The sequence below is a fragment of the Neobacillus thermocopriae genome, assembly GCF_010975035.1.
GTDB classification, from domain to species: Bacteria; Bacillota; Bacilli; order Bacillales; family Cytobacillaceae; genus Neobacillus; species Neobacillus thermocopriae.
Map to the genome: position 1 here is coordinate 81936 of NZ_JAAIUV010000004.1, position 12840 is coordinate 94775.

The window sequence follows — 12840 nt, forward strand, 5'->3', positions numbered from 1 at the left end:
ATTAAAGTTTAGTAGATTTCGAAAATATAAAAAGAACTGCCATTTAGCCGAATATTTGACTCTGGCAGCTCATTAGTGAGAATCCTATGATAATTTAAACTTGTGAATTTCTTGATCCAGCTGTTCGGCCAACTCTTTCAATCCGCTGGCATGCTGGGTAAAGGAATTCATCGTTACCGAGATTTCTTCTGTCGAAGCAGAAACTTCCTCCGTTGCAGCTGCGGTTTGTTCCGATACCGCTGTTATACTGTCCATTTCTTGATTAATCGTCTCTTTGTTCGATTGGCTTTCCTTTACAGATGCTTCTACACCTTCCACTTTTTCAGCCAAATCACGAATCGCCACTAAAATTTCATGGAAGATCGTTTTTGTTTCCGAAACAGCTTTATCCTGTTCGGTTACGGCCCTATTCGTTCTTTCCATTGCTTCGACCGCTTTTTTCACAACGGCTTTAATATTATCCACGATCTTTTTAATTTCATCTGCTGAAGCCTTGGACTGTTCAGCTAATTTTCTTACTTCATTCGCGACTACCGCAAAGCCTTTCCCATGTTCTCCCGCTCTCGCCGATTCAATCGAAGCATTGAGGGAAAGGAGGTTGGTTTGGTCGGTAATTTTCGTAATCGCCTCAATAATTGTGTTGATTTCCTCCATTTTCATTTCCACTTCTTTAATAATGGATGTAACTTCATTTGTGGAGGATTTTGTCTCTAATGCCTTTTCAGTAAGGACGCCTACTTGTTCCAATCCTTTGTTACTCAATTTCATTGATTGACGAGAAACATCGTTCATATTCTCCGTCACCACATGAATCTCATCAAGTTGTTGAGAAAGTCCTTTCATTGATTCATAGCCGACTTGGACATTTTTTGCTTGCAAACCAGCGCCTTGGGCTATTTCTTCAATAGCGATGGCCACTTCTGACAAAGCTGCATTTGTTTCTCGCGTCATCACGGACAAATGAGCCGAGGTTTCCAAAACAGACTTCGAAGTATTGCCAACCTTTTGTAGAGAGGTTGATAGCTGCTCCATCATATGGTTAAAGCTTTGTTCTAGCTCTTTAAATTCATCTTTCGTGTTTACTGAAACTCTGGCAGTAAAATCTCCTTTTGAAGCCGTTTCCAACGCATCTTTTACGACGAGGATATTATTCGCAATTCTTCGGCTAATCCAATATCCGGCAAGGGCTGAAACGAAAGCGAAAATGGCGGAGAGCAGCCAGCTCATATTACGAACCTTTTCGGCCGTTTCCATCATTTCTGAGCGATCCATTTGGGTGACAAATTTCCAGCCTGTTTGTTCATTGGTCATAAAAGCAGAAAAATACTTTCCTCCATTTAATTCAAATTCTCCATATCCCTCTTTTTCTTCCTTCACTTGATTCCAAATAGAAAGTTTAGCTAGTTGATCGGAACCAATCAACTTTGATTCAGGGTGATAAATATACTTTCCATCTTCTCCAATTAATGTTAAAAAGCCTTCTTTACCAACCTTTATCTCACTTAAAGATTTCGAGAAATTACCCATATCAAGATCAATCGCCATAACCCCTACGAGTTGGCCAGTTTTATCCTTGACCGCCTGGGAAAGAGTTAGAACCATTTGCCCCGTTCCTTCATCTTGATATGGTTCGCTGTAATATATCTTTCCGTCCTTTTCGACAGCCCCTATGAACCAATCACGTTCTGTTGGATCATAGTCATCAGGAAGTTCCGAATTAGGTGCACTTAACATATCCTTCTTCGTTGAACCGAAGTAAACAAAGGTATAGTCTTTATTTGTTTTTAACACTTCCTCTAATAAATGATAGCCATCGGTTGAATTTCCATCATGTTGATAAAATTCAGTAAAATTTACGTTATTGGCAAGCAATGTTAATTGGCTCACAACACCATCAATTTTGTTATCAAGGCTTGAACTCGCAATTTTAGTTACTTCTAGCGTCGAGTTTGCTGTTTGTTCATGTGTGACTTTTTGTGTGATGGCATTAGATAGTAAAGCAATCAAAATCGTAGGAATCATCACGATGGCAAGCATAGTGGCGATTAATTTCGTTTTCGCACTGTTAAGTGTAAAGCGTTGTTTTTGCTGGTTTTCGGTTTTCACGGTAAACCCCCATCCATATTGATAATGAAACAAATTTCTTTTTCCTAATTATCGGCAGATGAAAAAAATAGTTTATAATATAAAAAAAGAAAAAAGTATTTAGTCAATTCAAACTAAATACTTTTGGTTTATCTAATATGGTTTATTTTCGTTCCAGAAAAGTGAATGTCTAGCTTTTGTTTTTGCCGCAGATAGATTTCCACTTTCCCAGGGGTGTAGTAATGAATTGGTTTATTTTGAACCGCATTGATTTCTGCTCCCCCAAGTTTCCAGTGAATATGCAGTTCAGTTGGAATATAATTGATTTTCACTGAACCATGGCTAGGAATAAATGCAATATTAAAATCGGCTGGCAACGGTACTGCCTTTTCAAACGCAATATCAGCGATGGCATTAGTATTTTTCTCAATGGTTGCGAGTTGATCGCCTTCCTGAGCGATTTGGGCAATCGCTTCCAATCCGGCCTGTTTGGAGTATTCTGCCATATCCTTGCTTAACACACTTAATCGTTTAACATTCAACTCATTCCAAGCCTGTTCCTGGTCAATTTCTAGACGTGCAGGTATCCGGTCAATCGTCATGGTAGCTTTCGTCTGTTTGATTGAGAGGTCTGCTGGTTTTTGTTGAATTTCCTGAATCGGCGGAGTAGTACGAATACCAATACGGGCAGGAGTCTGGTTGATTTGTATTTGTGGGATCTGCATACATTCACCGACTTTCAAGGTTTATGAAAGAAAATTCTCATATGCCTATGCTTTTTTATCAACCATAAGGCCCACATATTCCGTCATAGCGGCATACATATCCAATAACTTTTTTGAAGGAATTTCTTTAACCACTTCATTCGTCCGTTCATCAATGATCGCTACATAATATTCTTGTAATTCTTCATGAAACTCAAATTTCAGATGTGTATTCGATGCCTTCAAAAACTCATTCATGCTGTTGACCACTTTTTCTGTAGTCTCTTTGGCCTGTTGTTTCTGAGGTGGTTCTTGCTGCTGTTCAGCGGAAATATTATTCACCATCGGAGTCTTTTCTATTGGTTTTACCTGATAATCCGTTGGTTGATTTTGATTCATCAACTTCTCAATCACGGAACTTCCCCCTATTTAATATTGTTATTTCAGATTATCGGATTAGAAGGTGGAAATGTTTAGGTGTTATGTAGAATATGGAAAAAAATTTCGTTTCACTTTCTTTAAAATATAATAAAAAAGACTTTGGGTCTCCCCCAAAGCCTCTTTTATTAAAATTAACGAAGAAGTTGTAAAACTGCCTGTGGTTGTTGATTTGCTTGAGCAAGCATTGCCTGAGCTGCTTGAGCAAGAATAGAGTTCTTCGTTTGGTTCATCATTTCTTTCGCCATCGTGCGAACATTTGCTTTCACAAATGACTAGACTATATCTTCACCCTCTGATAATCAGTAGGGGTCGGGCACTTCGGATTCACAATGCTGATGGACATTGTTTCACCTATGGATTTCATCATCATAGCTTACGCCTTAGATGGTCTATCCTAGTCGTTGAACCTTCTCCAGAGTTTCCTCACAGGAGCTTGGCTGCTGATTGCCCAAATCTTTTCTTTTTTCAAACCATCACGCCTGTCGTTTCCGACTACGTTGTGGTAAGAAAAGCTCTAAGGGGTTTCCAGCAATTCACCCGATTATACTCACTAGCCGTTACCAGCTAGGACGACTGTGCTTTTCGCTGCCATTTAAGCAGTTAAAGCATAATCTACGTCACGAACACGAGATTCTGCTGCTGATAAGTTTTCAGAAGATGTATTTAAATTATTTATTGTGTGTTCTAAACGGTTTTGATAAGCACCCAATTTGGAACGTTCAGCGGACACAGTATCAATTGCTGATTGGATAGTCGTAACAGCTGCTGTAGCTGTTGCCGCATCAGTAGAAATATCTATACCCTTAGTTGCGGTAGCTTGACCTGAAGTACCAGCAGTCTCAGCATCGGTACCAGTACCATCATCAACGCCTAAAGTATGTGCATCCATAGCCTTTATTGTTAAGGTAATTGTTTGGCCTTCATTAGCACCGATTTGGAATGTTAAATCTTGACCAATAGTAGTATTTGAAGCATCTCTTGAACCATCAAGTAACTTCATTGTGTTGAACTCAGTTGTATTAGAAATTCTTGTAATTTCTTTTGCAAGTTCATCAACTTCCTCTTGAAGTCTTGTTCGGTCATCAGATGTATTAGTATCATTGGAAGCTTGTATTGCTAATTCACGCATACGTTGAAGAATGCTGTGAGTTTCATTTAATGCACCTTCAGCAGTTTGAATTAGGGAAATTCCATCTTGTGCGTTTTTAGCAGCCATATCCAATCCACGAATTTGTCCACGCATTTTTTCAGAGATTGCTAGACCAGCAGCATCATCGGCTGCACTATTGATACGAAGTCCAGATGATAATTTTTCCATAGATTTCATTTGTGCGTTGTTTGCTGCACCTAGCTGACGATAAGTATTTAGTGCTGCGATATTGTGGTTAATACGCATAAGTATTTTTCCTCCTTAAATCAATGTAAGTCTTTTTGAAAATAATTTATAACAAACCCATTGGGTCTATTATCAATATGGAAATGAATAGTTTTAAAGAGTATGTACTATTTAGTTTTCTGCTTGAAGAATACCGTTGTACAATTCTTCTCGAGAAATAGTAATTTCTTTTGGTGCATCAATGGCGAGGCGGTTTAGGCCGGATTTAGTTTGGAGCATGGTTACTTTTACGTCTTCTCCAATCAAAAAGGTGTCGCCAATAATTCTTGCACCTTTCTTTAACTTTCTAGTACAGTTTGGATGTTGTTTTACTCGATGAACACGGATGTGCTTAGGCGCATCAAACGTTAATCGGAGCATAGAACCTATTTGCGAAATAGTAACTTTTACTTCATTACCAATGATCACGGATTGTCCAATTTCTCGACCGATAATGAGCATGTTACCATCCCCCAAAGGTTCAATTACCTTACACTTCTATTTATCGGGAATAGATGAGAATTGTTTAGTATTTTTTTAATAAATTTTTCTAGCCAACGGAAGTTTTGATAAGTTCTAAAATCCCTTTGGTATTCTTCTTTATCGGACGTTTAATAAGATTGTTTACTGTTGGTAAGCTATAAAACTCTAAAAAATCTTTTATTTCTAGTTGCTAAGTAGATAAAAAAATACCGCCCAATAAATGGACGGGTATTTACATTCCGAGCTGTTGATATAACCAGGAACTCTGGGAGTTCATTTGTTGAAGGGCTTTTTCCATGGCTGTAAATTGTCGCCAAAGTCTTTCTTCATATGCCTTAATCTTCACTTGTTCTCGATTAATATTTTCATCCAAGTTTTTTAATTGTTTTGCCATAAAACTTTGTGTATCAACAGAAGAGGAGATGGAACCAGAAAGTTTAATCAACTGTGATGTGGTTTCATTTAACCGCTCATATATTCTCCAGGCAAATCCACTTTGATCGTGTATATTTTTGTTATTTACTGTTGTGGATTTTGGATCCTCACTTGCTGCTTTTGTTGTGAATAGTATTTTGACATCTTCTAAATTCGATTGTAAAACTGCCTTAAGTTTTTCTTCATTCAGCTCCAATTTCCCTTTGTCCAAATAGTTGGAGGAAAAATCAATGCCAATCTCTTTTAATGAATGGAAGGCTCCATCATTTTGTACCATAGTGGAAAGACTGTTACGCATTTCTGCTAGAAACGAACTGATCGTGGAATCATTTGCCAACAGACCGCTCTTTGCCTTTTCTTCCCATAGCTTAATTTCGTTTTCTTTCATTTCTTTTTTTTGTTCGTCGAGTAGTGGTGGATAATCCCGATATCGTTTTTCCGTTAATCGGTCGTTCAAATCTTTAATCAGCTCATTGTATTTATCGACAAAGGTCTTAATACGGTTAAAAATAGCGTCCGTATCATTTTTTGTCATGATATTAACGGATTGACCTATCTCAGTCGCACCTTTAATCGTAAAGGTTACACCATCATACGTGAAGGAGTTTGTATCTGAGCGGAATTCCAGACCATTGATCCACATTTTTGCTGGGCTCGCATTTGTTCCTTTAATCACCGACATATTTGGACTTGACTGATAGGATCCCTCTGTGATTGATCCTGCTGTTAAGCCTAACTGGGCTAAAAGATTTGAATTCCCTTCTTCAAGTTTTATATCAAAACCTTCCCCTGCCATATCATTTGAAAAAGTAAACGATTTTTCCGTTGCAGAATAGGAGGCGGTGATTGGACTGTTATTCGTGATTTCACTTAGTACGGTTGAAAGAGTATCAGTTAGATTAAATTCGTATGCCACCCCATTGATTCTGATAGATGTTTTTCCCGTTCCATCCGCTGACCCATCTTCGACGCCTAATTCGGCAAGTGTTTTAGATGGATCTAAACCTGTTGACAAGAAAAATTTAACGGTAGCAGTGGTTGCCGGTTTGGCGGGTTGTACATCTTTAATTTCATAAGAAGACAATGATTGTTTCCCGCTGACTGTTGCTGAAAGAATGCTCTCATTGGTGGATATGGCAATCTGCTTATTAAAACTTGATTGCAAGCGTAAATCTCTCATGGCCCGGTTAAATTCATCCACCTTTTTGTTCACATCACGATAAGCGTCTGTTTTCCAGGTGGTCCATGTTTTCGTTTGCTGCATTTTGTATAATCGGGCGCTTTGTGCACGGACTAAACTATCCACAATCTCATCTGTGTTCATCCCAGATGCGAGGCCACTTACCCGCAGCGTATTACTAGTATTGATCATTGTTTTCACTCACCATCTTTCAAAACGATAAACGATTCTAGTAAAATACTTTGTTAGTATTATCGGCTATAAAGCAAAATTGTTTATAGGACATTTTTAAAAAAGAAAAAAAGAGACGTTAGCCGTCTCTATTTCAAAATATTGTTCGCTATTCCCATCATTTGGTCCGCATAGGAAACAGCTCTCGCATTCATTTGGAAGCTTCTTTGTGCCGTCATCAAATCCGTCATTTCTTTCACTAAATTCACATTCGAACCTTCTAAGTATCCAGATGAGAGCTGTATTTCCTCAAGCTGCAAGGGCCTTACATAGTCCGTTGGAGTTGTCCCATTTGGAAGAACAGTGGAATCGATTGCATAAAGATTTTCACCCATATTTTTTAATAGATGTGGATTTTCAATGTCAACCAAGCCTATTCTCTGTGGCGAGATCATAGTCGTCCCATCACCGTTTTTATTTTTTAATTGAATACGGCCTGTTGGATCCATTTTGATTTCATATTGTCCATTTAATGTTATCGGATTACCATTTTGATCTAGAAGGTGTCCGCCACTGCTGTGGACTAAATGATAGATTCCAGGTTGAGTAGGATGGGGACTTAAATGAAAACTTCCATCACGGGTGAATCGTATTTCTCCTGTTACGGGATCGGTGATTTGGAAGAAGCCCTTCCCTTGAATCATTAGATCGAACGGGTTTCCTGTTTCCATCGCTTGGCCTTGAGCCATATCAAGCTGAGAAATCCCAGCGCGGACACCATAACCAACGCGGATGCCGTTCGGAGTCAACCGGCCAACTTCTTCATTTGTACGTTCTTGGTTATGAATCTGTGAAGCTAATAATTCTGAAAACGTCTGATCTTTCCGCTTAAAACCAGGGGTATTGACGTTGGCCACATTATTTGCCGACGTATCTATTTTTTGCTGATACGCTTGCAAGGCTCCTGAAGAAATGAAAAGAGATGTATTCAAATTCCTTCTCTCCTATTCTGCAATTATCCGTTTATTTTGCCTACAGAGTACAGCTGTTGTAATGATTGATCATACACACCGATCACCTTTTGGTTGGCCTCATAACCGCGTAAAGCCACCATCATATCGGTGATCGTTTGCCCCGGGTCCACATTCGACTGTTCCAAATACCCCTGCTGAAGTGTCAATCCAGGATAATCGGTTATGTTTTGAACGAGAGGTAATGGGGCAGCTGTCTGATACACATTCCCTCCCAGTCGCCGTAGTTCCAGTGGATTTTGAGCGATAGCTATACCAATTTGACCTACGACTCTACGATTTGTCGGATCATCCGAGGTCATGGTTATTTGTCCCTTTTCATCAATGGTTAATTTTTCTTTACTAAACTCACCTCTAAGTTGGATCGGCATTCCGTTCGATCCTAGCACCCGATACCCGTCAGCAGTTATTATGTTCCCATTCGCGTCTACATCCCACTTCCCATTCCGTGTATAACCAACTGTTCCGTCTGGAAGCTGAACAGCGAAAAACGCGGATGGCTTCACTTGGCGGCCATTCACTTCTTGCAACGGAATTCCAGAGTCTTCAATCGCCACATCTAACGGAAGATCGGTTTGGACAATTGCGCCCTGTTGGAAGTTAGGAATTCTTTCTTGGGCATATACCCCGTTTACGAGTACCCCGATTGGAGCCGGTTGTGCCGGATTTTGCGACACTCCGGCTGCAAAACCAGTCTTACTTTGTTCAAAGTCACGAATCCGGCTCAGTAAAAGTTTCGGAAAAGAGCGAAGGACGGTATCATCCTTTTTATATCCGGGGGTTTGAGCATTCGCCAAGTTTTCTGCTAATGCCTCTTGTTTCCGCTCCAATGAAAACATTCCCGAAGCAGCGGAATACAAGCCTCTAATCATGGTCATTCTCCTTTCTTATTTGGAAGATGGTCCGGCTAGTTGCAAGATGAAAGAAACTTCCCCCACACCTTTTTCCAGTTTTTTAGAAATTTGTTCCACGGAATAGCCTTGTTGATGTAAATCGAAAATTTCTTTGTAACGATCTTGTAAAAATAAATGCTGGTTATGGTTGGAATGGGACGTTTGCGGAATCGACAACTCCAATGATTGTCTAGTCGCCTCCCACTTTCCCAATTCTTTAAGGACTTCCGCATGATGTTTCTCCATCATTGTTTTCAACTCGTTCCATTCACGATTCCAAATCATTTGTTGTTCAGCGAATTTTTTCAATAAGTCTAGCTGAACATTTCCTTTCTGTTTATTTGTTCCTTTCATCAATAATAGGAACATACCAATCCCATTTAGCAGTAATAAGGCAATGATGATATAGTCAATCAAAAACACATCCCTCCTTTACACTCTTTCAATTGGAGTAGGTTGGGTTAAGTATAAAGGTTTATTAGTAATCCTTTGATTTCTCCGATTTTCTCTAAAATCGTTAAACCGTCCTTTTGTTGGTTTAACACATGATTTGTTAATTCCAATAGCTTACGGTCTAACACTTGTATTGTCTTCAATGTTTTATTGCCTCCATAAAAATCCCATGTTTCCGTTTGATACAAACCCATTCCGTTTTTCGTAACTTCATCCATAAACCTTTTTACAAGCTCTTTATATTTACGAAGCTCTTGAAAGGTTGGTTTTTCACTTAAAATATGCCCTTGTTGATCGATTTCTCCTAACAGCTGCTGTAAGTGATCCTGTGTTAGTTCCTTCGTATAGGTGTGCATGATCTTTTGGAAAGATGCGGCGTTCGTGGAAAAACGGTCACTCGAGTTAAAGCGGAGATCCCCCATATTGATCCGTGACATTTCTTGAATTTTCAACGGGACTCACCTCTGATTTAAGAATCACATCCAGCTTAATCTTGAAAAACTTCTTTGATTTCTTTCAGCTCATCGATATTTGTTGTTTTTTCCAGAAGTTTTTCAATATCTAATAGAATGATTAACCGGTCATCCATTTTCGAGATCCCTTTCAAATAGGAAACATCTTTAGAGTCTAATAGATTCGGATGTTGGATGGTATCAAGCTTGATATCTAATACATCCGTTGCTGCGTCGACAATGAGACCGATTTGCTTATCCTCGACCTGAACTAAAATGATTCTACAAGAATCACTTGGTACTAGCGCTTCACCCATCAAAGCGGAACGTAGATCAACCAACGGTGTAACCACCTCTCTCATGACGGTTACCCCAAGTACATGTGCCGGGCGGTTTGGATAGGAGGTAATTTCTTGCATACGCTCAATCGAAATCACTTGATTAATATGTACACCATACTCCTCTTCACCCACTTTAAAAATGAGTGCTTTAAAATCTGTCATATCGATTTGACCTTGCATAAGATCCCCTCTACTTTCATTAATAAAACAAAATTACTTGACTTCTGTTTTTACGAGTTCTTCCATTTTTAATAGAATAATCAAGCGGCCACTGAAATTGACAATTCCCCCGAAAGCATCAAACTCCATTCGTCCAGATAGCTCCATTTCCAATTCATCACGGGACACATCGATGACATCACTCGTTTGGTCAACAATAAAACCTAGTTCAATATCTTCATATTTTGAGATAATGATACGAGTATGGTCCGTAAAATTGGTCTCACCAATATTTAATTTTTTACGAAGATCAATAATCGGTATGACATTCCCGCGAAGATTCATCAAGCCTTTTACATATGACGGAGCATTTGGGACCCGGGTAATTGGTTGAATACGTTCAATTGACTGGACGAATTCGATATCCAGTGCATACTCTTCTTCCCCCAACTTAAAGACAATGATCTTGACCATTTCCATCCTCTAGACTCACCCTTTCTCATTAAAAAACTGATTGGTGTCAATGATTAAAGCGACTTCACCATTTCCAAGGATGGTAGCTCCAGAAATCCCTTGCAATTGATTTAAGTAGCGGCCTAGTGGTTTCAATACAATTTCCTGCTGCCCAAGGACAGTGTCTGTCACTAATCCGATTGTTTGATCCCCTTTTCTTACAATCACAATATATAACGGTTGGTTCACTTTCGGTGATTCGACTTGTGGAACTTGGAAAACCTCTTTTAATTCAATCAATGGCACCACTTGCCCACGGAATTGAATCACTTTTTGTCCATGCAAAGTATAAACTTCGTTATCGGAATTGGTTGTTATCTCTACAATCGAATTAAATGGGATCGCATATATTTCTTCTGCCACTTTAACTAGCATGGAATAAATAATGGACAAGGATAATGGTAGCTGAATTCGGAAGGCCGATCCTTGCTCAGGCGTCGAATCGATGGTGATCGTTCCGCCTAATGATTCAATTTTTGTTTTGACGACATCCAGCCCCACGCCACGGCCAGAAATATCTGAAATTTTATCGGCTGTGCTAAATCCTGAAGAGAAAATCAATGAATATACTTGTTGATCGGAAAGGGAATAGGATTCCTCTTCCGAGATAACGCCACGCTCAATCGCTTTCTTCAATACTTTTTCACGATTAATGCCCTTTCCATCGTCTACCACTTCAATAAATACATGGTTTCCGCTATGGTAGGCTTTGAGCAAAATCCTACCTTCTTCGGGCTTATTGTTGGCTATTCTTTCATCGGTAGATTCTAAGCCATGGTCCAACGCATTTCTTAGCAAATGAACAAGTGGATCACCGATTTCATCTATGACTGTACGATCTAATTCTGTTTCAGCTCCCTCAACAACTAGCTGAACCTTTTTATTTAAGTCTTTAGCCAAATCTCTTACCATCCGTGGGAACCGATTAAACACCTGTTCAACCGGCACCATTCGCATATTTAACACTAGGCCTTGGAGATCCGTTGAGATCCTTGTCATATGTTCCACTGTCTCGATCAAATCTGGTATCTGGGATTTCCTGGCGATTTGTTCTAATCGACCGCGGTCAATAATTAATTCACTGAATAAATTCATGAGCCGATCCAGTTTTTCAATATCAACACGTATGGACTTTGTTACCGGTTTTTTCTTTGTTTCACTGGCTTTCTGATTTTCTTTCCCTTTTCTTGGCTTGTCCGTTACATTTGGATTTAAGTGGTTTTGTTTGTCTGTATTCCCCAATTCTTGTTCCGTTTTCTCCGTAACGATTACTGCCTTTACTTCAGAAATATTGGTTAGTTGTGCTTCGATTTTTAACCGATCATGGTGGGACAATAGTAATAATGTAAACGAATCCCCAAATTGATCTTCTTCAATTTGTTCAACAGGGGGATCAGTTTGGATAATTTCTCCCAAATCTTCTGCTGCTTGAAATACCATGTAAGCACGAACAGATTTCATCACACAGCGCTCATCAAGCTTGACGTAAACCTCGTAAACATGATTCCCTAATTTTCTAGCTTCCTGTATGATGGAACGCTGAAATTCATCAATCACCAGTTCTTTTGTAGTTGCAGCTTCATTTTGAGCGGATACTCTTTCTTCATCATGGATGATGGAAGGATTTTGAATCGATTGTAACTTCCTAACAATTTCTGTTACATCTTCTGTTCCATCTCCTCCTTGCTCAATGTTGTCCACCATTTTGGCGATTAAGTCTACACACGTAAACACGACATTCATTATTTCTTCCGTTATTCTTAATTCTGATTGGCGGATCATATCAAGGACATTTTCCATTTCATGTGTTAATGAAGCAAGATCATCAAATCCCATTGAGGCTGCCATCCCTTTTAAAGTGTGGGCGGAGCGGAAAATTTCATTGACTATGTCGATATTTTCGGGCTCTATCTCTAGTTTTAATAGTTCGTCGTTTATCGCTTGTACATGTTCCTTTGATTCTTCGATAAACAACTCTAAGTAATTATTTAAATCCATTGTCCAAACTCCCCTTGCCATTTTGGATACAAAAGGTAAGCACATTCAAGTATGATAAAAAAGCGAGAGTGACCGGAACTGGCACGATTTGTCCAATACACATCTCGCTTTCCTAATAATAAACAT

Annotated in this window: 14 protein-coding genes; all 14 read right to left on the reverse strand. The window is 39.2% G+C overall.

Annotated elements, in window-relative coordinates:
• Positions 1 to 84: 84 nt before the first annotated feature.
• Positions 85 to 2106, reverse strand: a complete 2022-nt coding sequence (locus G4Z05_RS04055) for a methyl-accepting chemotaxis protein (protein WP_163250583.1) — start codon at positions 2104 to 2106, stop codon at positions 85 to 87.
• Positions 2107 to 2234: 128 nt separating this feature from the next.
• Positions 2235 to 2810 carry a DUF6470 family protein gene (locus G4Z05_RS04060; RefSeq protein ID WP_038534987.1) on the reverse strand — a complete coding sequence of 192 codons (576 nt, stop codon included), beginning with the start codon at positions 2808 to 2810 and terminating at the stop codon, positions 2235 to 2237.
• Positions 2811 to 2855: 45 nt separating this feature from the next.
• Positions 2856 to 3203 carry a flagellar protein FlaG gene (gene flaG / locus G4Z05_RS04065; RefSeq protein ID WP_231314878.1) on the reverse strand — a complete coding sequence of 116 codons (348 nt, stop codon included), beginning with the start codon at positions 3201 to 3203 and terminating at the stop codon, positions 2856 to 2858.
• A 158-nt stretch (positions 3204 to 3361) separates the two neighbouring features.
• Positions 3362 to 3475, reverse strand: a complete 114-nt coding sequence (locus G4Z05_RS04070; protein WP_374717938.1) for a flagellin — start codon at positions 3473 to 3475, stop codon at positions 3362 to 3364.
• A gap of 347 nt (positions 3476 to 3822) precedes the next feature.
• On the reverse strand, positions 3823 to 4626 hold the full coding sequence (locus tag G4Z05_RS04075; protein ID WP_163250584.1) for a flagellin N-terminal helical domain-containing protein: 804 nt from the start codon (positions 4624 to 4626) through the stop codon (positions 3823 to 3825).
• Positions 4627 to 4737: 111 nt separating this feature from the next.
• Positions 4738 to 5067, reverse strand: a complete 330-nt coding sequence (locus tag G4Z05_RS04080) for a carbon storage regulator (RefSeq protein ID WP_163250585.1) — start codon at positions 5065 to 5067, stop codon at positions 4738 to 4740.
• 253 nt (positions 5068 to 5320) lie between these two features.
• Positions 5321 to 6895, reverse strand: coding sequence for a flagellar filament capping protein FliD (gene fliD / locus G4Z05_RS04085; RefSeq protein ID WP_163250586.1), 1575 nt, complete (start codon positions 6893 to 6895; stop codon positions 5321 to 5323).
• A gap of 128 nt (positions 6896 to 7023) precedes the next feature.
• On the reverse strand, positions 7024 to 7866 hold the full coding sequence (locus G4Z05_RS04090) for a flagellar hook-basal body protein (protein WP_163250587.1): 843 nt from the start codon (positions 7864 to 7866) through the stop codon (positions 7024 to 7026).
• Between the two features lie 23 nt (positions 7867 to 7889).
• On the reverse strand, positions 7890 to 8777 hold the full coding sequence (locus G4Z05_RS04095) for a flagellar hook-basal body protein (RefSeq protein WP_163250588.1): 888 nt from the start codon (positions 8775 to 8777) through the stop codon (positions 7890 to 7892).
• Positions 8778 to 8792: 15 nt separating this feature from the next.
• Positions 8793 to 9215, reverse strand: coding sequence for a helix-turn-helix domain-containing protein (locus G4Z05_RS04100; RefSeq protein ID WP_163250589.1), 423 nt, complete (start codon positions 9213 to 9215; stop codon positions 8793 to 8795).
• Between the two features lie 44 nt (positions 9216 to 9259).
• Positions 9260 to 9703 (reverse strand): YaaR family protein, encoded by a 444-nt coding sequence (locus G4Z05_RS04105; RefSeq protein WP_163250590.1) that lies wholly within the window; start codon positions 9701 to 9703, stop codon positions 9260 to 9262.
• Between the two features lie 35 nt (positions 9704 to 9738).
• On the reverse strand, positions 9739 to 10224 hold the full coding sequence (locus tag G4Z05_RS04110) for a chemotaxis protein CheW (protein WP_163250591.1): 486 nt from the start codon (positions 10222 to 10224) through the stop codon (positions 9739 to 9741).
• A gap of 33 nt (positions 10225 to 10257) precedes the next feature.
• On the reverse strand, positions 10258 to 10683 hold the full coding sequence (locus G4Z05_RS04115; protein WP_163250592.1) for a chemotaxis protein CheW: 426 nt from the start codon (positions 10681 to 10683) through the stop codon (positions 10258 to 10260).
• A gap of 9 nt (positions 10684 to 10692) precedes the next feature.
• Positions 10693 to 12714 carry a chemotaxis protein CheA gene (locus tag G4Z05_RS04120; protein ID WP_163250593.1) on the reverse strand — a complete coding sequence of 674 codons (2022 nt, stop codon included), beginning with the start codon at positions 12712 to 12714 and terminating at the stop codon, positions 10693 to 10695.
• Positions 12715 to 12840 lie beyond the last annotated feature (126 nt).

Excerpts from the sequence above, each read along its gene's own strand:
- G4Z05_RS04080 (WP_163250585.1), bottom strand. The coding sequence starts at position 5,067 with ATGCTCATTATCGGTCGAGAAATTGGACAATCCGTGATCATTGGTAAT.
- G4Z05_RS04060 (WP_038534987.1), bottom strand. The coding sequence starts at position 2,810 with ATGCAGATCCCACAAATACAAATCAACCAGACTCCTGCCCGTATTGGT.
- G4Z05_RS04120 (WP_163250593.1), bottom strand. The coding sequence starts at position 12,714 with ATGGATTTAAATAATTACTTAGAGTTGTTTATCGAAGAATCAAAGGAA.
- G4Z05_RS04095 (WP_163250588.1), bottom strand. The coding sequence starts at position 8,777 with ATGATTAGAGGCTTGTATTCCGCTGCTTCGGGAATGTTTTCATTGGAG.
- G4Z05_RS04115 (WP_163250592.1), bottom strand. The coding sequence starts at position 10,683 with ATGGAAATGGTCAAGATCATTGTCTTTAAGTTGGGGGAAGAAGAGTAT.
- fliD (WP_163250586.1), bottom strand. The coding sequence starts at position 6,895 with ATGATCAATACTAGTAATACGCTGCGGGTAAGTGGCCTCGCATCTGGG.
- G4Z05_RS04070 (WP_374717938.1), bottom strand. The coding sequence starts at position 3,475 with ATGGCGAAAGAAATGATGAACCAAACGAAGAACTCTATTCTTGCTCAA.
- G4Z05_RS04075 (WP_163250584.1), bottom strand. The coding sequence starts at position 4,626 with ATGCGTATTAACCACAATATCGCAGCACTAAATACTTATCGTCAGCTA.
- G4Z05_RS04110 (WP_163250591.1), bottom strand. The coding sequence starts at position 10,224 with ATGCAAGGTCAAATCGATATGACAGATTTTAAAGCACTCATTTTTAAA.